The sequence below is a fragment of the Streptomyces sp. NBC_00005 genome (genome assembly GCF_045160215.1).
In the GTDB taxonomy this organism is placed as follows: Bacteria; Actinomycetota; Actinomycetes; order Streptomycetales; family Streptomycetaceae; genus Streptomyces.
Genome location: NZ_CP108316.1, coordinates 8,386,016 through 8,406,652, shown reverse-complemented (window position 1 = coordinate 8,406,652; position 20,637 = coordinate 8,386,016). Strand labels below are relative to the sequence as shown.

Below are 20,637 nucleotides of genomic sequence, written 5' to 3'. Positions count from 1 at the left end.
GTGTTCCGACAACGCGGAGGGACTGCGGGGGCTGCGGAGTCGTGGCGTTGGTCACTCACATGAGTGAGATGGGGGCACTTCGGGGTGGCGCGGGTCCAGGTGGTGCGCCCCCACGCAGATCACCTCACCCCCCGGCCGACATCCCTGCCGCCTCGCTCACCTTGTCGCCGTACGCCGCCGCGGCCACGAGGGCGACGGCGTGGGCGAGGAGGCCGGTGCGCCCGTTGCCCGCGACGACGGCGGCGCCCAGAGCCGCGCCGAGCGCATGGGCCCCCGTGTCGCCGAGCATCGCGCGCTCACCGAGGTCGTCGGGCAGTACGGCCGCGGCGGCGCCCGTCGCGACGGCGGCCAGTTCCGCGCCGGCGCCCGAACGCAACAGCCCCGGCGCTCCGAGCGCGACCACCGCCGCCGCGGCCCTCCCCGGTCGTACGTCCACGAGGTTCACGAAGTGGGCGGTTCCGGCGATCACGACCCCTGCGAGCACCTTGTCGACGGCCCGTTCCTTGAGCAGCGCGCCCGCGACGAGCCCCGCCGCGGAGATCCCGAACAGCTTGACGGCCCCGCTGGTGACCTCGCCGTCCCGAAGCGCGAGGAGATGGTCCCGGAAGCCGCGTCGGGGATCACCGGCCCCGGCAACATCGTCGTAGGCCCCGCAGAGCCCGGCCGCGAGCACCGCGAACCCGGCGGCGGGCCGAACCCGCCCGGCCCCGACAGCGGCCGCCACGCCGACCGCGGGCCCGGCGTACAACTCGACGGTCCGCCCGGCGTAGTTCGTCCGCTCCCAACGCCCGCGGCCGCCAGGGGCCTTGGCCCGCAGGCCGGCGATCCCGGCACGGGCGAGCACGGCGGCAAGTCCGAACGACGTGGTTCTACGAGCGCGGTTGACCATCCGGCAACCCTACGAGGTCATGCCACCACACAGGACGGCCGCCGCCCCGGAGCTCCGCACCGGCCATGCCGCCCCGCCCCGGTATCGCGCGAACTGCCCGCATCGGCCCCCGCCCATGGCCGCCCGCGTGAGCAGCACGCCCAGGCATCGGTGGCCGCCGCACGAGCAAGCCGTCCGCGCAGAGCCCCCGCGGCCGGCCATCTCACGGCGGAGGTCGCGTCCGCCCGCCACGGAGGCCTCAGCCCCGGCACCGGCCGTCAACGCCCGCTCCAGACCCCGCCCTAGCCGTCCGCCCTGGCCGTGGCCAAGAGCTCCTCCGCGTGTGCCCGGGCCGTCTCGGAGTCCTCCTGGCCGGCCAGCATGCGGGACAGCTCCCGCACCCGCTCCTCGCCCTCGAGCACCTTCACGCCGGACCGCGTCACGGTCCCGTCGTTCGTCTTCTCGACCAGCAACTGCCGGTCGGCGAACGCGGCCACCTGCGGCAGGTGGGTCACGACCACGACCTGCGCGGACTTCGCGAGCCGCGCCAGCCGCCGTCCGATCTCGACCGCCGCCTTGCCGCCGACACCGGCGTCGACCTCGTCGAAGAGGTACGTCGGCACGGGATCCGTCCCCGCGAACACGACCTCGACGGCGAGCATCACGCGTGACAGCTCACCACCGGACGCGCCCTTGGCGATGGGCCGCGGCGGCGCCCCCGGATGCGGAGCCAGCAGCAGTTCGACCTCGTCGACGCCGGACGGCCCGTAGGCGACCGCTCGACCGCCGACCTCCACGCCCTCCGGGTCCTCGGTCTGCCGCAGTTCGAACGACACACGCGCGTGCGGCATCGCGAGCGAGGCCAGCTCCGCGGTCACGGCGGCAGCGAACCGCTCCGCCGCCTCGGCCCGCGCATCCGTCAACGCCTGTGCCAGCCCGCCCAGTTCGGTTCGCAGCGCGTCCCGCTCGGCGGTCAGCTCGTCGACCCGCGAGTCGTCACCGTCCAGCTCGGTCAGCCGCGCGGCACTGTGCTCGGCCCACGCGAGCACCGAGGCGACGTTCTCGCCGTACTTCCGCGTCAGTGCGCCCAGCGCGGCCCGCCGTTCCTCAACAGCCGCCAGCCGCAAGGGATCCGCGTCCAGGTCGTCGGCGTATCCCGCCAACTCGCCTGCCACGTCGCCCAGCAGGATCCCGATCTCCCCGATCCGGTCGGCGAGCGCGGACAGCGCCGGATCGTGCGAGCGCACGGCGTCCAGCGCCCGCTGGGCACCCGCGACGAGCGTGGCGGCGTCGATGCCCTCGGGATCCTCCGGATTGCCGGCGAGAGCGGCATGAGCGGCCGTGGCGGCGGACGACAGCGCCTCCGCGTGCCCGAGCCGCTCGGCCTCCTCCGCCAGCTCCACGTCCTCGCCGGCCCGCGGCTCCACGCCGCCGATCTCGTCGAGCCCGTACCGCAGCATGTCGGCTTCCTGGGCCCGCTCACGCGCGCGCGTGACGATCTCCTCCAGCTCGACGGAGACGGCCCGCAGCCGCCGGTACGCCTCGCCGTACTTCGCGAGCGGCCCGGCGACGGCGTCCCCGGCGTACCGGTCGAGCGCCTGCCGCTGCCGGGACAGCTTCAGCAGCCCCTGCTGATCGGTCTGCCCGTGCACGGCGACGAGGTCGTCGGCCAGGTCGGCGAGCAGGCCCACCGGCACACTGCGCCCGCCCACATGCGCCCGGGACCGCCCCTCGGCGGAAACGGTACGGCTGATGAGCAGCGCCCCGTCGTCGAGCTCGGCCCCGGCCTCCTCGGCGCGTACGACGGCCGAGGCGCCCGGGGGAACGGTGATCCGCCCCTCCACGACCGCCTTCTCGGCCCCGATCCGCACGAGCGCCGGGTCGGCTCGCCCACCCAGCAACAGCCCAAGACTGGTGACCACCATGGTCTTGCCCGCACCCGTCTCGCCGGTGACGGCAGTGAACCCGGGCGACAGCTCGACGACCGCGTCGTCGATGACTCCGAGCGACCGTATCCGCATCTCCTCCAACACGAACACGACCTTACGAGGTCGGGGGGCGGCTGTGCGACGCCCCCCAGCTCGGTTGTGTGAAGGTGCAGGTGACGAATACGCATCGACCGCACATTGTCACCCGGCCGAGTGCAACGTTTTCAGGGGCGCGGGGCTGCATCGATGTGCGGCTCCGCCGCGTGGGCGCGACAAGCCACAACGGACCCGCAGCCGCGCAGGAATCCCCAGCCACTCCCTGCAGAGCGCTAGTGCGGCGCCCCTCGCCACCCGGAAACCGGCAACGCAAACTTCGCCACAAGCCGGTCGGTGAACGACGCATGGTGCAGCCGAGCCAACCGCACCGGCACAGCCCCCCGCCGCACCTCGACCCTGGCCCCCGGCGGCAACTCCACGGTCCGCCGCCCGTCACACCACAAAACCCCCGGCGGAATATGAGGCAGCACCTCCACCGCCAGCACGGAATCCGGCGACGTCACCAACGGCTTCGCGAACAGCGCATGCGCACTGATCGGCACCATCAGCAACGCCTCCACCTCGGGCCACACCACAGGCCCACCCGCGGAGAACGCATAGGCGGTCGACCCCGTCGGAGTGGACAGCACGATCCCGTCACACCCGAACCCGGTCACCGGCCGCCCGTCGATCTCCAGCACGACTTCGAGCAGCTTCTCGGCGGACACCTTCTGCACGGCCGCCTCGTTCAGGGCCCAGTCCGTGTGCACGATGTCGCCGTTGCGATGAACGACGACATCGACGGTCATCCGCTCCTCGACCTCGTACGACTTCGTCACCACCCGGTCGACGACCTTGTCGAGATCGTCCCGCTCGGCCTCCGCGAGGAACCCGACGCGCCCGAGGTTGACGCCGAGCATGGGTACCCCGGAGGCCCGGGCGAACTCGGCGCCGCGCAGCAGCGTCCCGTCACCGCCCAGCACGATGAGCAGTTCGCACCCGTCGAGGCACTGCGGAGTGGCCTCCTTGACCAGCTCCACCTCCTCGGGCAGCGGCAGATCGGCGGCCTCGTACTCGAGCACCTTCACGCCGATGCCCTCGCGCAACAGCCCTTTGACCACGAGTTCGGCACTGCGAATGGCCGCGGGCCGCCCGGTGTGGGCGAGCAGGAAAACAGTACGAGCTCGGTTCTGTGTCAACGCGGCCCCTCCGCCACTGCACGGTCAACGTCGGCCGGGTCCAGTTCGGGTGCTCCGGCCCGCAGCCACAGAAAATACTCGACATTCCCGGATGGTCCGGGCAACGGGCTGGCGGTGACACCCTTCACGCCGAGCCCGAGTTCCCACGCCTTGTGGGCCACACCCCGCACGGCCTCCGCCCGCAGTTGCGAACTCCGTACGACTCCCCCGCTGCCCAGCCGTTCCTTCCCCACCTCGAACTGCGGCTTGACCATCATCACCAGATCGGCATCCGGCTTCACACACCGCACCAGGGCGGGCAGTACCAGGCCGAGCGGGATGAAGGACAGATCCCCCACGACAAGATCCACAGGCTCCCCATCGATCGCTTCGAGCGTCAACTCGCGTACGTTCGTACGGTCCTTGACGGTGACGCGTTCATCGCTCTGCAGAGTCCATGCGAGTTGTCCGTATCCGACGTCGACGGCGACGACGTGCGCGGCCCCCGACCGCAGCAGGACGTCGGTGAACCCGCCGGTGGACGCTCCGGCGTCCAGCGCACGCCGCCCTTCCACCACGAGCCCCTGCGGCACGAACGCCTGCAGCGCTCCCGCAAGCTTGTGCCCGCCCCGGGACACGTACTCGGGATCGCTGCCGTCGGCCGAGACGACTATCGCCGCCGCGGTCTCCACCTGTGTGGCGGGCTTGGTCGCGACGGTCTTGCCGACACTGACCCGCCCGGCCGCGATCAGCTGGCTGGCATGCTCGCGCGAACGCGCCAGCTTCCGGCGGACCAGCTCCGCGTCCAGACGGCGACGTGCGACTCCTGCCACGTTCGGTTCAGCTCCTGCTCTGGTACGTCGAAGGGGGCGCCGGAGGTCCCGGGCGGGCGTCGAGCGCGGTGAGCGCGTCGCGCAGCCCCCGGTGTACATCCTCGTACACCTCGAGGTGCCCGTCGGTGGCGAGGTGGTCGGCGTCACCGAGCCGCTCCAGCTGGGCGTCCACATCTGCGTTGCCGGTCGGGGTGCGGGGCACGTTCAGCGGGGCGGGAGCGGCGGGGTCGTACTCGGGTTCGACCTCGACCGTCTCCTCCACCACCGTGGCCTCGGGCACAGAGTCGCTCATGCCCAGACGCTACCCCGAAGCGCTGGGGTAACGTCGATCGCGATGGCCACGATCGAGGAGTGCCGCGCCGCACTCGAAAAGCTCTCGGACAACATGCAGAACGCCGATGGGGACGTCCGCACGGCCGCGGCCCTGGACCGCTCGGTGAGCTGCCGGATCACCGACCTCGACATCACGTTCGTCGGCAGGATGACGGGCGGCCGGATCGTGGTCCAGGACACGATCCAGGGCCCACCACGGGAGAAGGCCCAGATCAGGCTGACCATGAAGGGCGACGACCTGGTAGCGATGGTCGACGGCGAGCTGAACTTCGCCAAGGCCTGGGGCTCGGGCCGGGTGAAGCTCGAGGCCGGCCTGCGCGATCTGTTCCAGCTCAGGACGCTTCTGTAGCCGCCATCTTCTTGAGCTCGGTCCTGGCCTCTGCCCGTGCCTTGCGCGCCGCCGGCACCACCAGCGGCGTACCGGTCTCCGGGTCGTCGATGACCTGGCAGCGCAGCCCGAAGACCTCCTCGACCAGTTCGGCCGTGACGATGTCCTTCGGCGCCCCCTCGGCGAGCACCGTGCCCTCGCGCAGGGCGATCAGATGGGTGGCGTACCGCGCCGCGTGGTTGAGGTCGTGCAGGACGGCGACCAGCGTGCGCCCCTGCTCCTCGTGCAGCTCGGCGCACAGGTCGAGGACGTCGATCTGGTGCTGGATGTCGAGGTACGTCGTCGGCTCGTCGAGCAGCAGCAGCGGCGTCTGCTGGGCGAGTGCCATGGCGATCCACACGCGCTGCCGCTGACCGCCCGAGAGTTCGTCGACATAGCGATCGGCGAGTTCGGCGACCCCGGTCTGCGCCATCGACTCCTGTACGACCCGCTCGTCCTCGGTCGACCACTGGCGCAGGATGCCCTGGTGCGGGTAGCGGCCGCGGCCGACGAGGTCGGCGACGGTGATGCCGTCGGGTGCGATCGACGACTGCGGCAGCAGGCCCAGCGTCCGCGCGACCTTCTTCGCCGGCATCGACTGGATGACCTGCCCGTCGAGCAGCACCCGGCCCTGGCTCGGCTTCAGCATCCGCGACAGGGCCCGCAGCAGCGTGGACTTGCCGCACGCGTTGGGGCCGACGATCACGGTGAACGAGTTGTCGGGGATCTCCACCGAGAGCTGCTCGGCGATGACCCGCTGGTCGTAGGCGAGGGTGACGTTCTCGGCGGACAGGCGGTTCACGGTGCTCCTTTGGTTGTTCAGCCCGCTGCTGGCGGTGCCTCGGGTGCTCATATCCGGCCCGCCTTGCGCTCGGTGACCAGCAGCCACAGCAGATAGACGCCGCCGAGGACTCCGGTGACCACGCCCACGGGCAGCTGGTCGGCGCCGAACACCCGCTGCGAGACCCAGTCGGCGGTGACCAGCAGGGCGGCGCCCATGCACAGGGACGACAACAGGTTGGGGCCCGGCGAGCGGGTCAGACGGCGGGCGAGCTGCGGCGCGGTGAGCGCCACGAAGCTGACGGGGCCGGCCGCGGCGGTGGCGGTGGCGGTGAGCAGGACGGCGGCCACCATCAGCAGCTCCCGTACGCGCTCCACGCGCACCCCGAGGGCGTTCGAGACGTCGTCGCCCATCTCCATCATGCGCAGCCCGCGCGCGTTCACGAGGACGAGCGGCACGAGCACGGCGCACAGCCCAAGCAGCGGCCAGACCTGGTCCCAGTCGCGGCCGCTGAGGGACCCGGTCATCCAGACGACCGCGCGGGTGGCGTCGACGATGTCGGACACGGTGAGCAGATAGCCGTTGACCGCCGTGACGATCGCGGAGACACCGATACCGACCAGGACCAGTCGATAACCGTGCACACCCTGCTTCCAGGCGAGCAGATAGATGGCGAGCCCGGTCGCAAGCCCGCCCACCAGCGCGCCCATGGTGACCTGGGCCGAACTCCCGGAGAACAGCACGATCATCACGAGCGCCCCGGCCGTCGCCCCCTGCCCCAGGCCGAGCACGTCCGGGCTGCCCAGCGGATTGCGGGTGACGGCCTGGAACAGCGCGCCGCCGAGCCCGAGCGAGGCGCCGACCAGCAGCCCGACCAGGACGCGCGGCAGCCGCAGTTCGTTGACGATGAACTCCTGCCCCGCGTCTCCGTTCCCGGCCAGCGTCCTGAGCACATCGCCCGCCGAGATCGGGAAGTCGCCGGTACCGATGAGCACGACACTCGCGGCGAGCGCGGCGAGCAGCAGCAGGGCGACGACGGTGACGGCCCGGACGTCCAGGCGCACGGACAGCCCGCCCGGCGTCCTCAGCACACGGTTGCTCTTCACAGCTGCGCCGTCCTCCGCCGTCGTACCAGAAGGATGAAGACCGGGCCGCCGATGATCGCGGTGATGATGCCGACCTGGAGCTCCGAGGGGCGGGCCACGACCCGGCCGACGACGTCGGCACCGAGCAGCAGCACGGGCGACAGGATCGTGGCGTACGGCAGGATCCAGCGCAGGTCCGGGCCGGTGAAGGACCGTACGACGTGCGGGACCATCAGCCCGACGAAGGCAATCGGGCCGCAGGCGGCGGTCGCCGCCCCGCACAGCACGGTCGCGGCGAGCATGGACAGCGCCCGGGTGCGGTTCAGGTTGGCGCCGAGGGCCTTGGCGGTGTCGTCGCCCATGGCCACGGCGTTGAGCGGCCGGGCGAGCGCGAGGGCGAGGACCGTGCCGACCGCGAAGAACGGGAGCACGTCCAGGATGGTCGAGTTGGTCGCCGAGGAGAGCGAACCGACCGTCCAGAAGCGCATCTTGTTGAGCGCCGACTCGTCCATGATCATCACGGCCTGCAGATAGCCGTACAGTGCGGCGCTGATGGCGGTGCCGGCGAGCGCGAGCCGCACCGGCGTCGCGCCCCGGCTGCCGCCGAGGAACCAGACCAGCGCCCCGACCGCGGCCGCGCCGAAGAAGGCGAACCAGACATAGCCGTTGAGGCTCGTGACACCGAAGTACGTGATGGCCGTGACGACCGCGGCCGACGCACCCGCGTTGATGCCGAGCAGTCCGGGGTCGGCCAGCGGATTGCGGGTGAGCGCCTGGAGCACCGCCCCGGACAGGCCGAGCGCCGCACCGGCGAGCAGCCCGAGAACGGTCCGCGACAGCCGCTCGTCGACCACGACGTCGCCGTACGTCCCCGTGTCCTGGAACAGTCCGTGCCAGACCTGCTCCAGGGGCAGCTCTTTCGCGCCGATCGCGATGCTCGCCAATGCGACGAGTACCAGGAGGGCGACGGAGGCGAGAAGCCCAAAGGCACGTATCGCCCGGCGGGTTGGGGGCGCGGGGGCGGTTTCCGCGCGCGGTTCGGGAGGACTGTCGACCAACACGCAGTTAGGTTAGCCTACCCTCGCATTACCCTTCGATCCCTGGTCGCGGCAGACCTGCGATTCACAGGATCCCCGCTCCCCGCCGGACATGTGCCGTGGCTCACAACTCCAGCCGCGCCAACGCCTTCCCGGCATCCAGCTCGCACGCACTCTCGCCGGCCGCCGTCCAGGCCGCCGCGCACAGCGCCCGCAGTCCGTCCAGGGCCTCGCCGTCACCGTCCAGTTCAAGCCGGTCCGCACCCGCCGTGGCCGTCCAGCCGCCGCACCGGAAGCCGTCTCCCGCCTCGGTGACCTCCGGCTGTCCCGTGAGCATGCCGCGCAGATCGGCGTCGACGTACGTCGGCCGGTGCTGCGGCGGCGCGGCGAGCAGCTGCGCGCCGTCGGTCACTCCGGTCAGGACGAGCAGCGAGTCGACCTCCCCGTTGAACGCGCCCTCGATGTCCGTGTCCAGCCGGTCCCCGACCACCAACGGCCGCTCGGCGCCCGTCCGCAGGATCGTCTCCCGGTGCATGGGGGGCAACGGCTTGCCCGCGACCTGGGGTTCGGCACCCGTCGCTATCCGTACGACCTCCACCGCCGCCCCGTTGCCCGGCGCGATCCCGCGCGCACTCGGAATCGTCAGGTCGGTGTTGGACGCGTACCAGGGCACCCCGCGCGCAATGGCGTAGCAGGCCTCGGCGAACCGCCCCCACGGCAACTCGGGCCCGCCGTACCCCTGCACGACCGCCGCCGGATCCTCGTCCGCCGACTCGACGGGCTCGAGTCCGCGCTCGCGCAGCGCGACCCGCAGCCCCTCCCCGCCGATCACCAGCACCCGCGCACCCGCCGGCACCTGCTCGCTGATCAGCCGCGCGACCGCCTGCGCGGAGGTGATGACGTCATCGGCGCCGGTCGGTATCCCCAGCTCGGTCAGGTGGTCCGCCACCGTGTCCGGCGTCCGCAGCGCGTTGTTGGTGACGTACGCGAGATGCATGCCTCCCGCGCGGGCCGTGCCGAGCGACTCGACGGCGTACGCGATGGCGTTGCCCCCCGCGTACACCACCCCGTCCAGATCGAGCAGCGCAGTGTCGTACGCCTCGCTCAGGGCCTGGCCACTGCCCTCGGGCCTCGTCCTGACGCTCTGGCTCATTCCGCATCGCTCCTCGTTAGCAGGCTTTCCCCCGATCATCCCTCACACCACTGACACACGTACGATGCCGGGATGAACACAGCAGGTCACTCGGAAGCAACGGTGCGCCGAGGCCTGGAACTCACGCCGTTCCGAGGTCTTCGCTACGACCCGGACCGGGTCGGCAGCCTGGCCGCCGTGACGTCCCCGCCGTACGACGTCGTCGTACGCCCCGACGGCCTGCATCACCTCCAGTCCGCCGACCCGTACAACATCGTCCGCCTGATCCTGCCGCAGGCCACCACCCCCACCGCGCGCAACGAACAGGCCGCCGACACCCTGCGCCGCTGGCAGACCGAGGGCGTCCTGACCCCCGACGCGGAACCGGGCCTGTACGTCTACGAGCAGCGCCACAGCGACGGAATGCTCCAGCGCGGCATCATCGGCGCCCTGCGCGTCTCGGACCCGTCGGAGGGCGTGGTCCTGCCGCACGAGGACGTCATGCCGCACGTGGTCGCCGACCGCGCGGCCCTGATGCGCGCCACCTCCGCGAACCTCGAGCCCCTGCTCCTGACCTACCGCGGCAACGGCTCGACATCGGCCGCGACGCAGCTCGTGGAACGCGTCACCGACCGCCCCCCGCTCCTGTCCACGACCACGGAGGACGGCTTCAGCCACCGCCTGTGGTCGATCACCGACCCGGCCGAACTCGCCGGCGTCCAGTCCGACCTGGCCGAGCACCAGGCCCTGATCGCAGACGGCCACCACCGCTGGGCGACGTATCGCCGTCTCCGCACGGAGCACACCTCCCCGAGCGCCTGGGACTACGGCCTCGTCCTGCTTGTCGACACGGCCCGCTACCCACTGCGCGTCCGCGCCATCCACCGCCTCCTGCACGGCGTGCCGGTCGCCGAAGCACTCGCCGCCCTGGAAGGCCGGTTCCGCATACGGCATCTGCCCGTGCCCCTGCCACAGGCCCTGGACGCGCTGGCGGACGCCGCCTGTGTCGGCAACGCCTTCCTCCTGGCCGGCGACGGCGCCTTCCACCTGATCGACCGCCCGGACCCGGACCTCCTGGCCCGCACCGTCCCCGCCGACCACCCCGCCGCCTGGCGCACCCTGGACGCGACGGTCCTCCACGCCACGCTCCTCGACCACGTCTGGCACATCCCCGAGGACTCCCCGGCCCACATCGCCTACATCCACGACACGGCCGCCACGGTCGAGAAGGCGGAACGCGACGGCGGTACGGCCGTCCTGATGCACCCGGTCCGCGAGGAGGTCGTCCGCGACCTGGCCCGCCAGGGCGTGACGATGCCCCGCAAGTCGACGTCGTTCGGCCCGAAGCCGGCGTCGGGTCTGGTACTGCGCACGCTGGACCTGTGACGCCTGTGCCGTCCCCCGACACGTGAAAGGGGCGGGACCCCGTTGACCGGGATCCCGCCCCTTCACTCACTCAAGGACCTCAGTCCTTGTCGTCGTCCTCGTTATCCTCGTCGTCCTCCGAAGCCGCGGCGCGGGACTCGCCGTCGACCTCGCCGTCGACCTCGACCTCGACCTCACTGTCGCCCTCGTTCTCGTTCTCGTCCTCGTCGAAGGCGTCGACGAACTCCACACCGTCCAGTTCGGCGAGCCGGTCCGAGGCGTTCGTGCTGCCGTCCTTGTCGGCCTCGATGGCCTTCGCGAACCACTCCCGTGCCTCGCCCTCACGACCGGCGGCGAGCAGCGCATCGGCGTACGCGTACCGCAGTCGCGCGGTCCACGGCTGCACGGAGTTGGAGGCGAGCTCGGGGCTCTGCAGCGTCACGATGGCCGCGTCGAGCTGATCCATGTCGCGCCGGGCGCCTGCCGCGACGAGACGCATCTCGACCTGCCCGGCCTTGTCCAGCTTCTGCACCTCGGGCGCCCCGGCCATGTCCAGCGCCTTCTCCGGCCGCCCGAGACCACGCTCACAGTCGGCCATCACGGGCCACAGGTCCACACCACCGGTCATCCGCCGCGCGGCCCGGAACTCGGCAAGCGCCTCGGAGTACTTCTGGTTCGCGTACGCGGCGAACCCGCCCGCCTCGCGTACGGCGGCGACGCGCGACGCCAGCCGCAGGGCCACCTTGGAGTAGGCGTAGGCGCTCTCGGGGTCCTCGTCGATAAGCCGGGCGACCATCACCAGGTTCTTGGAGACGTCCTCCGCAAGCCCCTTCGGGAGGCTCTGCAGCTCCTGCCGTACGTCCTTGTCGATCTCGTCGCCGGTGACGTCCTCGGGGATGGGCAGCCGCTTGATCGGCTCCCGGTCGCGGTCCCGCTCGTCACGGAACCCGCCGCCACCGCCGCGCCGGTCGTCACGGCCACGGAAGCCTCCGGGGCGACCACCACGGTCGTCACGACGGGGGCCGCCGCGTCCACCACGGTCGTCACGGCCGCGGAACCCACCGCGCTCGCCCCGACTGTCGTCCCGACGGAAGCCGCCGCGGTCGCCCTCCCGGCGCTCCCCCCGGTCGTCGCGACGGAAGGGCGGACGCTCACCTCGGTCGCCGCGGTCGTCACGACGGAAGGAAGGACGGTCCCCACGGTCCCCACGGTCGCCGCGGTCGTCGCGACGGAAGGGCGGACGCTCACCTCGGTCACCGCGGTCATCACGACGGAAGGAAGGACGGTCGCCTCGGTCGCCTCGGTCACCGCGGTCGTCACGGCGGAAGGAAGGACGGTCCCCACGGTCGCCTCGGTCGCCGCGGTCGTCACGGCGGAAGGGCGGGCGCTCACCACGGTCGCCTCGGTCGCCGCGGTCGTCGCGACGGAAGGGCGGGCGCTCACCACGGTCGTCCCGACGCGGCCCACGGTCACGGTCGTCGCGCTGGAATGCCGGACGGGGGCCACGGTCGCCGTCGCGCCGGTCGTCCCGACGGAAGCCACCGCGGTCGGAACCACCGCGGTTGTCGTCACGCCGGTCGTCCCGACGGAAACCGCCACGGTCACCACGGTTGTCACCGCGGTCATCACGCGGGCGGTCGTCACGCCGACCGTACCCGCCGCCGTGGGAGCCGCCGCGGTTGTCGTCGCGCCGGAAGCCGCCGCGGTCGTTGTCGCGCCGGTCCCCCCGGTCGTCCCGACGGAAGGGAGGGCGCTCGCCGCGGTCGTCACGACGGAAGGAGGGACGGTCCCCACGGTCGCCGCGGTCGTCGCGGCGGAAGGGCGGGCGTTCACCGCGGTCGTCCCGACGCGGCCCACGGTCACGGTCGTCGCGCTGGAATGCCGGACGGGGGCCACGGTCGCCGTCGCGCCGGTCGTCCCGACGGAAGCCACCGCGGTCGGAACCACCGCGGTTGTCGTCACGCCGGTCGTCCCGACGGAAACCGCCACGGTCACCACGGTTGTCACCGCGGTCATCACGCGGGCGGTCGTCACGCCGACCGTACCCGCCGCCTCGATTGTCACCGCCCCGGTTGTCGTCCCGGCGGCCATGGCCACCGCGGTCGGAACCACCGCGGTTGTCGTCACGCCGGTCGTCCCGACGGAAGCCACCACGATCACCACGGTCACCTTGACCACCACGGCTGCCGCGGTCCCCGCGGTAACCACCACGGTCGCCGCGGTCCCCACTGTCCCGTCGCCGCTGGTCGCGTTCCGGTCGGTCCTCGGGAGAGTTGGTGGACATCGGTGACTCCTGTCTTAGGTACTGCAAGTCATTCTCGCGCAGCCCGGTATCCGGCGCGCTTCGGGCTGTAATTTGTTTCAAAACAAAAAAGGACCCCTGGTCCCAGCTTGACGCTGGGACCAGGGGTCCTCCAAAGATTGTTCGGCGGCGTCCTACTCTCCCACAGGGTCCCCCCTGCAGTACCATCGGCGCTGTAAGGCTTAGCTTCCGGGTTCGAAATGTAACCGGGCGTTTCCCTCACGCTATAACCACCGAAACCCTAATGGTTTCGAGCGAACAAGCACACTCTTCACTTGTTTTTCAGCTCAAAGCCGGCAACAGTCGTTGCCTCAGAACTAACACAGTGGACGCGAGCAACTGAGGACAAGCCCTCGGCCTATTAGTACCAGTCACCTCCAGCGGTTACCCGCCTTCCAGATCTGGCCTATCAACCCAGTCGTCTACTGGGAGCCTTACCCCATCAAGTGGGTGGGAATACTCATCTCGAAGCAGGCTTCCCGCTTAGATGCTTTCAGCGGTTATCCCTCCCGAACGTAGCCAACCAGCCATGCCCTTGGCAGAACAACTGGCACACCAGAGGTTCGTCCGTCCCGGTCCTCTCGTACTAGGGACAGCCCTTCTCAATATTCCTGCGCGCGCAGCGGATAGGGACCGAACTGTCTCACGACGTTCTAAACCCAGCTCGCGTACCGCTTTAATGGGCGAACAGCCCAACCCTTGGGACCGACTCCAGCCCCAGGATGCGACGAGCCGACATCGAGGTGCCAAACCATCCCGTCGATATGGACTCTTGGGGAAGATCAGCCTGTTATCCCCGGGGTACCTTTTATCCGTTGAGCGACGGCGCTTCCACAAGCCACCGCCGGATCACTAGTCCCGACTTTCGTCCCTGCTCGACCCGTCGGTCTCACAGTCAAGCTCCCTTGTGCACTTACACTCAACACCTGATTGCCAACCAGGCTGAGGGAACCTTTGGGCGCCTCCGTTACTCTTTAGGAGGCAACCGCCCCAGTTAAACTACCCATCAGACACTGTCCCTGATCCGGATCACGGACCCAGGTTAGACATCCAGCACGACCAGACTGGTATTTCAACGACGACTCCCCCCGAACTGGCGTCCGGAGTTCAAAGTCTCCCAGCTATCCTACACAAGCCGAACCGAACACCAATATCAAACTGTAGTAAAGGTCCCGGGGTCTTTCCGTCCTGCTGCGCGAAACGAGCATCTTTACTCGTAGTGCAATTTCACCGGGCCTATGGTTGAGACAGTCGAGAAGTCGTTACGCCATTCGTGCAGGTCGGAACTTACCCGACAAGGAATTTCGCTACCTTAGGATGGTTATAGTTACCACCGCCGTTTACTGGCGCTTAAGTTCTCAGCTTCGCACGCCCGAAAGCGCACTAACCGGTCCCCTTAACGTTCCAGCACCGGGCAGGCGTCAGTCCGTATACATCGCCTTACGGCTTCGCACGGACCTGTGTTTTTAGTAAACAGTCGCTTCTCGCTGGTCTCTGCGGCCACCCCTAGCTCACCGAGTAAATCGGATCACCGGTGATGGCCCCCCTTCTCCCGAAGTTACGGGGGCATTTTGCCGAGTTCCTTAACCATAGTTCACCCGAACGCCTCGGTATTCTCTACCTGACCACCTGAGTCGGTTTAGGGTACGGGCCGCCATAAAACTCGCTAGAGGCTTTTCTCGACAGCATAGGATCATCCACTTCACCACAATCGGCTCGGCATCAGGTCTCAGACTATGTGTCAGGCGGATTTGCCTACCTGACGTCCTACACCCTTACCCCGGGACAACCACCGCCCGGGCTGGACTACCTTCCTGCGTCACCCCATCACTCACCTACTACCACCTTGGTCCGGCGGCTCCACCACTTTCCTTTCCCCGAAGGGTCCGGAACGGCTTCACGGCCTTAGCATCAATAGGTTCGGTGTTTGACGCTTCACAGCGGGTACCGGAATATCAACCGGTTATCCATCGACTACGCCTGTCGGCCTCGCCTTAGGTCCCGACTTACCCTGGGCAGATCAGCTTGACCCAGGAACCCTTAGTCAATCGGCGCACACGTTTCTCACGTGTGAATCGCTACTCATGCCTGCATTCTCACTCGTGAACCGTCCACCACTGCCTTCCGGCGCGGCTTCACCCGGCACACGACGCTCCCCTACCCATCACGATCCCCGTTGGGGGTATATATCGCAATGACACGACTTCGGCGGTACGCTTGAGCCCCGCTACATTGTCGGCGCGGAATCACTAGACCAGTGAGCTATTACGCACTCTTTCAAGGGTGGCTGCTTCTAAGCCAACCTCCTGGTTGTCTCTGCGACTCCACATCCTTTCCCACTTAGCGTACGCTTAGGGGCCTTAGTCGATGCTCTGGGCTGTTTCCCTCTCGACCATGGAGCTTATCCCCCACAGTCTCACTGCCGCGCTCTCACTTACCGGCATTCGGAGTTTGGCTAAGGTCAGTAACCCGGTAGGGCCCATCGCCTATCCAGTGCTCTACCTCCGGCAAGAAACACACGACGCTGCACCTAAATGCATTTCGGGGAGAACCAGCTATCACGGAGTTTGATTGGCCTTTCACCCCTAACCACAGGTCATCCCCCAGGTTTTCAACCCTGGTGGGTTCGGTCCTCCACGAAGTCTTACCTCCGCTTCAACCTGCCCATGGCTAGATCACTCCGCTTCGGGTCTTGAGCGTGCTACTAAAACGCCCTATTCGGACTCGCTTTCGCTACGGCTACCCCACCCGGGTTAACCTCGCAACACACCGCAAACTCGCAGGCTCATTCTTCAAAAGGCACGCAGTCACGAGGCAAGCACAAGTGCTTGCCCGACGCTCCCACGGCTTGTAGGCACACGGTTTCAGGTACTATTTCACTCCGCTCCCGCGGTACTTTTCACCATTCCCTCACGGTACTATCCGCTATCGGTCACCAGGGAATATTTAGGCTTAGCGGGTGGTCCCGCCAGATTCACACGGGATTTCTCGGGCCCCGTGCTACTTGGGTGTCTCTCAAACGAGCCGTTGACGTTTCGACTACGGGGGTCTTACCCTCTACGCCGGACCTTTCGCATGTCCTTCGCCTACATCAACGGTTTCTGACTCGTCTCACGGCCGGCAGACCGTAAAAGAGAGATCCCACAACCCCGCACACGCAACCCCTGCCGGGTCTCACACGTATACGGTTTGGCCTCATCCGGTTTCGCTCGCCACTACTCCCGGAATCACGGTTGTTTTCTCTTCCTGCGGGTACTGAGATGTTTCACTTCCCCGCGTTCCCTCCACTTGCCCTATGTGTTCAGGCAAGGGTGACAGCCCATGACGACTGCCGGGTTTCCCCATTCGGACACCCCCGGATCAAAGCCTGGTTGACGACTCCCCGGGGCCTATCGTGGCCTCCCACGTCCTTCATCGGTTCCTGGTGCCAAGGCATCCACCGTGCGCCCTTAAAAACTTGGCCACAGATGCTCGCGTCCACTGTGCAGTTCTCAAACAACGACCAGCCACCCATCACCCCACCCTCACGGGCGAGTTCACTGGGGCCGGCACTGAAGGCAGCCGAAAACCGGCCGAACCCTCAGACACCCAACAGCGTGCCCGGCCCACTCCCCGCTTCCCTCAACGTTCCACGCTCTGACGAGCAGTACTGGAAGGAGAAGACGATCAAGTGTGCCGAATAATCAACGTTCCACCCATGAGCAACCAGCATCGGACGTACGCCGATGTACTGGCCTCTGACCTCACCCCGTGGGGATCGGTAAGAAGTGCTCCTTAGAAAGGAGGTGATCCAGCCGCACCTTCCGGTACGGCTACCTTGTTACGACTTCGTCCCAATCGCCAGTCCCACCTTCGACAGCTCCCTCCCCACAAGGGGGTTGGGCCACCGGCTTCGGGTGTTACCGACTTTCGTGACGTGACGGGCGGTGTGTACAAGGCCCGGGAACGTATTCACCGCAGCAATGCTGATCTGCGATTACTAGCAACTCCGACTTCATGGGGTCGAGTTGCAGACCCCAATCCGAACTGAGACCGGCTTTTTGAGATTCGCTCCACCTCACGGTATCGCAGCTCATTGTACCGGCCATTGTAGCACGTGTGCAGCCCAAGACATAAGGGGCATGATGACTTGACGTCGTCCCCACCTTCCTCCGAGTTGACCCCGGCGGTCTCCTGTGAGTCCCCATCACCCCGAAGGGCATGCTGGCAACACAGAACAAGGGTTGCGCTCGTTGCGGGACTTAACCCAACATCTCACGACACGAGCTGACGACAGCCATGCACCACCTGTACACCGACCACAAGGGGGGCACTATCTCTAATGCTTTCCGGTGTATGTCAAGCCTTGGTAAGGTTCTTCGCGTTGCGTCGAATTAAGCCACATGCTCCGCTGCTTGTGCGGGCCCCCGTCAATTCCTTTGAGTTTTAGCCTTGCGGCCGTACTCCCCAGGCGGGGAACTTAATGCGTTAGCTGCGGCACCGACGACGTGGAATGTCGCCAACACCTAGTTCCCACCGTTTACGGCGTGGACTACCAGGGTATCTAATCCTGTTCGCTCCCCACGCTTTCGCTCCTCAGCGTCAGTAATGGCCCAGAGATCCGCCTTCGCCACCGGTGTTCCTCCTGATATCTGCGCATTTCACCGCTACACCAGGAATTCCGATCTCCCCTACCACACTCTAGCTAGCCCGTATCGAATGCAGACCCGGGGTTAAGCCCCGGGCTTTCACACCCGACGTGACAAGCCGCCTACGAGCTCTTTACGCCCAATAATTCCGGACAACGCTTGCGCCCTACGTATTACCGCGGCTGCTGGCACGTAGTTAGCCGGCGCTTCTTCTGCAGGTACCGTCACTTGCGCTTCTTCCCTGCTGAAAGAGGTTTACAACCCGAAGGCCGTCATCCCTCACGCGGCGTCGCTGCATCAGGCTTGCGCCCATTGTGCAATATTCCCCACTGCTGCCTCCCGTAGGAGTCTGGGCCGTGTCTCAGTCCCAGTGTGGCCGGTCGCCCTCTCAGGCCGGCTACCCGTCGTCGCCTTGGTGAGCCATTACCTCACCAACAAGCTGATAGGCCGCGGGCTCATCCTTCACCGCCGGAGCTTTCAACCCCTACCCATGCGAGCAGGAGTGCTATCCGGTATTAGACCCCGTTTCCAGGGCTTGTCCCAGAGTGAAGGGCAGATTGCCCACGTGTTACTCACCCGTTCGCCACTAATCCCCACCGAAGTGGTTCATCGTTCGACTTGCATGTGTTAAGCACGCCGCCAGCGTTCGTCCTGAGCCAGGATCAAACTCTCCGTGAATGTTTACCCGTAATCGGGTCGACACCACGAGAGCGGAACAACCACCGGAATAAGGCGGTCGTTCACAGCGTCCTCGCTGTGTTTTGCTTCAAAGGAACCTCGCCCCCACCGGATATCCGGCAGGAGACGGGGTATCAACATATCTGGCGTTGATTTTTGGCACGCTGTTGAGTTCTCAAGGAACGGACGCTTCCTTTGTACTCACCCTCTCGGGCTTTCCTCCGGGCGCTTCCCTTCGTGTTTCCGACTCTATCAGATCCTTTCGGGCCTGATTCCCTGTCGGCGGGGCCTTTCGACATTCACTACGTTAGCCGATTTCCCCGGGAGCTCATAATCGAGTTCCGCGAGTTCGAATTCAGGCATGCGGACATGACGAATTCGCCCCCGCTGAGGGGTGATCGTAGGTAGTGGTTTGGCCGCTTCCGGCTGCTGGCGATTGCCGTACCCGGTTCAAGCGGCTCGGGCTACATTACGCAGCTTCCAAGGACGCGTCAACTTGAGCGGCGCCTGGGGACATGGGCCCGATAAGGGCTCACCGTCGGGTCGTTGGCGATCCAGAAGCGCCAGGGATGCACGCCCCCGTCGCCCGCCACCCCCGTGCGCGGACCGTTGCGTACCTGGTCGGAGCCGACCGGAGTGCCCGTCAGGATCCGCAAGGGGGTGTCCCCGGGGGTGCACGCGTCCGTGCCGTCCAGGTCGCGGCCCACGTCCAGGGCTGTGGCCAGGCGTGCGGGCCCTTTGGCCAGTTCCTTGTCGTTTCGGGCCGAGATTCGACGTTTACGAGCGAGCTCGGCACCCTCGACGACCTCGCCGGCCCGCAGCAGGACCGCGCTCGCCTTCCCCTCCGGACCGCACACCAGGTTCATGCAGAACCACATGCCGTAGGTGAAGTAGACGTAGACGTACCCGGGCGGACCGAACATCACGCCGTTGCGGGCGGTGGGGCCGCGATAGGCGTGGGAGCCGGGGTCGTTCGGACCGTCGTAGGCCTCGACCTCCGTGAGGCGCAGGGCGATCGGACCGTCCGGGGTCGTGCGCACGAGGATGCGGCCGAGGAGGTCGGGGGCGACGTCCAGGACGGGGCGGTCGAAGAATTCCCTGGGGAGTGGCATACGGTCCGGGGGCGCGATCATGGCGCCCGAGCCTAGTCCAGAGGGTGCGGGCCAAGGGGTGGTCAAGGTTCCGTCTCCTTGCCAGGGTGAGGGCGCGGAACCGGCCACGCCCGGATCGCGTTTGTAGGGATCAAGGGTCCATACGTAAGAGGGAGAGACATGGCGTTCAAGAAGCTGCTCGCGAGCCTGGGGGCCGGCGGAGCTTCGGTCGAGACGGTGCTGACCGAGGTCAACGTCGTTCCGGGCGGCGTCGTCCAGGGTGAGGTGCGGATCCAGGGCGGGTCCGTGAACCAGGACATCGAGGGCCTGTCCGTGGGTCTGCAGGCCAAGGTCGAGGTCGAGAGCGGTGACGAGGAGTACAAGCAGAACATCGAGTTCACCAAGGTGAGTCTCGGTGGGGCCTTCGAGCTGCAGGCCGGTGCCGTGCACGCCGTGCCGTTCGGGCTCGAGATCCCGTGGGAGACGCCGGTCACGACGATCGACGGACAGACGCTGCGCGGGATGCACATCGGGGTCACCACCGAGCTGGCGATCGCGCGGGCCATCGACTCCGGTGACCTGGACCCGATCAACGTGCACCCGCTGCCGGCGCAGAAGGCGATCCTGGACGCCTTCATCCAGCTGGGCTTCCGCTTCAAGAACGCGGACATGGAGCGCGGGCACATCCGGGGTACGCGGCAGAAGCTGCCGTTCTACCAGGAGATCGAGTTCTTCCCGCCGTCGCAGTACCGGGGTCTGAACCAGGTCGAGTTGAGCTTCGTGGCCGACGAGCACGCCATGGACGTCATCCTGGAGATGGACAAGAAGCCGGGTCTGTTCAGCGAGGGCAGTGACACCTTCCGGTCGTTCCAGGTGGGTCTGCACGACTTCCACGGGACCGACTGGGCGGCGTATCTCAACCAGTGGCTGTCCGAGGTCGGCAGCAAGCGCAACTGGTTCTAGGCTCGGGAACTGCTGATTCCAGTAATCGATCA

14 protein-coding genes, 3 rRNA genes and 1 pseudogene are annotated in these 20,637 nt (G+C 67.5%); 3 read left to right on the top strand and 15 right to left on the bottom strand.

The features are described from left to right. Positions 1–124: 124 nt before the first annotated feature. From OG303_RS38430 to OG303_RS38410, 5 genes are all read right to left on the bottom strand, one after another. The gene (locus OG303_RS38430; RefSeq protein ID WP_405874397.1) at positions 125–889 is read right to left on the bottom strand and encodes a hypothetical protein; all 765 of its coding nucleotides are present in this window, start codon (positions 887–889) and stop codon (positions 125–127) included. A 281-nt stretch (positions 890–1,170) separates the two neighbouring features. Further along, positions 1,171–2,889: a DNA repair protein RecN gene (gene recN, locus OG303_RS38425; RefSeq protein ID WP_405877682.1), complete on the bottom strand. Its 1,719-nt coding sequence runs from the start codon at positions 2,887–2,889 to the stop codon at positions 1,171–1,173. A gap of 236 nt (positions 2,890–3,125) precedes the next feature. Beyond that, positions 3,126–4,031: an NAD kinase gene (locus OG303_RS38420; RefSeq protein ID WP_405874395.1), complete on the bottom strand. Its 906-nt coding sequence runs from the start codon at positions 4,029–4,031 to the stop codon at positions 3,126–3,128. Next, positions 4,028–4,843, bottom strand: a complete 816-nt coding sequence (locus OG303_RS38415) for a TlyA family RNA methyltransferase (RefSeq protein WP_405874393.1) — start codon at positions 4,841–4,843, stop codon at positions 4,028–4,030. Before OG303_RS38415 ends, OG303_RS38420 begins: the two co-directional genes overlap by 4 nt. Positions 4,844–4,850: 7 nt before the next feature. After that, entirely contained in the window at positions 4,851–5,135 is a 285-nt protein-coding gene (locus OG303_RS38410; protein ID WP_405874392.1) for a hypothetical protein, read from the bottom strand. 42 nt (positions 5,136–5,177) lie between these two features. On the opposite strand from OG303_RS38410, the gene OG303_RS38405 reads away from it, so the two are divergent. Then, a complete protein-coding gene (locus OG303_RS38405) occupies positions 5,178–5,525 on the top strand; it encodes an SCP2 sterol-binding domain-containing protein (RefSeq protein WP_405874390.1) in 348 nt (115 codons plus the stop codon). Here the strand turns inward: OG303_RS38405 and OG303_RS38400 are convergent. The 4 genes from OG303_RS38400 to OG303_RS38385 form a co-directional block, all read right to left on the bottom strand. Beyond that, positions 5,509–6,396, bottom strand: coding sequence for an ABC transporter ATP-binding protein (locus tag OG303_RS38400; RefSeq protein ID WP_405874389.1), 888 nt, complete (start codon positions 6,394–6,396; stop codon positions 5,509–5,511). The two genes, OG303_RS38405 and OG303_RS38400, sit on opposite strands and share 17 nt — an antisense overlap. Next, positions 6,393–7,430: a FecCD family ABC transporter permease gene (locus OG303_RS38395; protein WP_405874387.1), complete on the bottom strand. Its 1,038-nt coding sequence runs from the start codon at positions 7,428–7,430 to the stop codon at positions 6,393–6,395. Before OG303_RS38395 ends, OG303_RS38400 begins: the two co-directional genes overlap by 4 nt. After that, positions 7,427–8,470 carry a FecCD family ABC transporter permease gene (locus tag OG303_RS38390; RefSeq protein WP_405874385.1) on the bottom strand — a complete coding sequence of 348 codons (1,044 nt, stop codon included), beginning with the start codon at positions 8,468–8,470 and terminating at the stop codon, positions 7,427–7,429. The genes OG303_RS38395 and OG303_RS38390 overlap by 4 nt, the downstream gene beginning before the upstream one ends. Positions 8,471–8,570: 100 nt before the next feature. After that, positions 8,571–9,599: an HAD hydrolase-like protein gene (locus OG303_RS38385; RefSeq protein WP_405874383.1), complete on the bottom strand. Its 1,029-nt coding sequence runs from the start codon at positions 9,597–9,599 to the stop codon at positions 8,571–8,573. A 72-nt stretch (positions 9,600–9,671) separates the two neighbouring features. Here OG303_RS38385 and OG303_RS38380 point away from each other — a divergent pair, with 72 nt between their 5' ends. Next, positions 9,672–10,964, top strand: coding sequence for a DUF1015 domain-containing protein (locus tag OG303_RS38380; RefSeq protein ID WP_405874382.1), 1,293 nt, complete (start codon positions 9,672–9,674; stop codon positions 10,962–10,964). Positions 10,965–11,043: 79 nt separating this feature from the next. Here OG303_RS38380 and OG303_RS38375 read toward each other — a convergent pair whose 3' ends face one another. The 6 genes and pseudogenes from OG303_RS38375 to OG303_RS38350 all read right to left on the bottom strand — a co-directional run bounded on the left by OG303_RS38375 (position 11,044) and on the right by OG303_RS38350 (position 19,684). After that, positions 11,044–11,847: a hypothetical protein gene (locus OG303_RS38375; RefSeq protein WP_405877680.1), complete on the bottom strand. Its 804-nt coding sequence runs from the start codon at positions 11,845–11,847 to the stop codon at positions 11,044–11,046. 264 nt (positions 11,848–12,111) lie between these two features. Continuing rightward, positions 12,112–12,957 (bottom strand): annotated as a pseudogene (locus tag OG303_RS38370) (hypothetical protein); the annotation flags it as partial. A 409-nt stretch (positions 12,958–13,366) separates the two neighbouring features. Further along, positions 13,367–13,483: ribosomal RNA gene (gene rrf, locus OG303_RS38365) — 5S ribosomal RNA — on the bottom strand. 103 nt (positions 13,484–13,586) lie between these two features. Next, positions 13,587–16,708 (bottom strand): 23S ribosomal RNA (locus OG303_RS38360). Between the two features lie 315 nt (positions 16,709–17,023). Beyond that, positions 17,024–18,551 (bottom strand): 16S ribosomal RNA (locus OG303_RS38355). Together the 16S, 23S and 5S rRNA genes form the textbook arrangement of a ribosomal RNA operon. A gap of 491 nt (positions 18,552–19,042) precedes the next feature. After that, complete coding sequence (locus OG303_RS38350; protein ID WP_405874380.1) at positions 19,043–19,684, bottom strand: DNA-3-methyladenine glycosylase; 642 nt, start codon at positions 19,682–19,684, stop codon at positions 19,043–19,045. A 138-nt stretch (positions 19,685–19,822) separates the two neighbouring features. On the opposite strand from OG303_RS38350, the gene OG303_RS38345 reads away from it, so the two are divergent. Further along, the gene (locus tag OG303_RS38345) at positions 19,823–20,605 is read left to right on the top strand and encodes a sporulation protein (RefSeq protein WP_405874378.1); all 783 of its coding nucleotides are present in this window, start codon (positions 19,823–19,825) and stop codon (positions 20,603–20,605) included. Positions 20,606–20,637 lie beyond the last annotated feature (32 nt).

Excerpts from the sequence above, each read along its gene's own strand:
- OG303_RS38405 (WP_405874390.1), top strand. The coding sequence starts at position 5,178 with ATGGCCACGATCGAGGAGTGCCGCGCCGCACTCGAAAAGCTCTCGGAC.
- recN (WP_405877682.1), bottom strand. The coding sequence starts at position 2,889 with ATGCGGATACGGTCGCTCGGAGTCATCGACGACGCGGTCGTCGAGCTG.
- OG303_RS38430 (WP_405874397.1), bottom strand. The coding sequence starts at position 889 with ATGGTCAACCGCGCTCGTAGAACCACGTCGTTCGGACTTGCCGCCGTG.
- OG303_RS38385 (WP_405874383.1), bottom strand. The coding sequence starts at position 9,599 with ATGAGCCAGAGCGTCAGGACGAGGCCCGAGGGCAGTGGCCAGGCCCTG.
- OG303_RS38350 (WP_405874380.1), bottom strand. The coding sequence starts at position 19,684 with ATGATCGCGCCCCCGGACCGTATGCCACTCCCCAGGGAATTCTTCGAC.
- OG303_RS38410 (WP_405874392.1), bottom strand. The coding sequence starts at position 5,135 with ATGAGCGACTCTGTGCCCGAGGCCACGGTGGTGGAGGAGACGGTCGAG.
- OG303_RS38345 (WP_405874378.1), top strand. The coding sequence starts at position 19,823 with ATGGCGTTCAAGAAGCTGCTCGCGAGCCTGGGGGCCGGCGGAGCTTCG.
- OG303_RS38400 (WP_405874389.1), bottom strand. The coding sequence starts at position 6,396 with ATGAGCACCCGAGGCACCGCCAGCAGCGGGCTGAACAACCAAAGGAGC.
- OG303_RS38380 (WP_405874382.1), top strand. The coding sequence starts at position 9,672 with ATGAACACAGCAGGTCACTCGGAAGCAACGGTGCGCCGAGGCCTGGAA.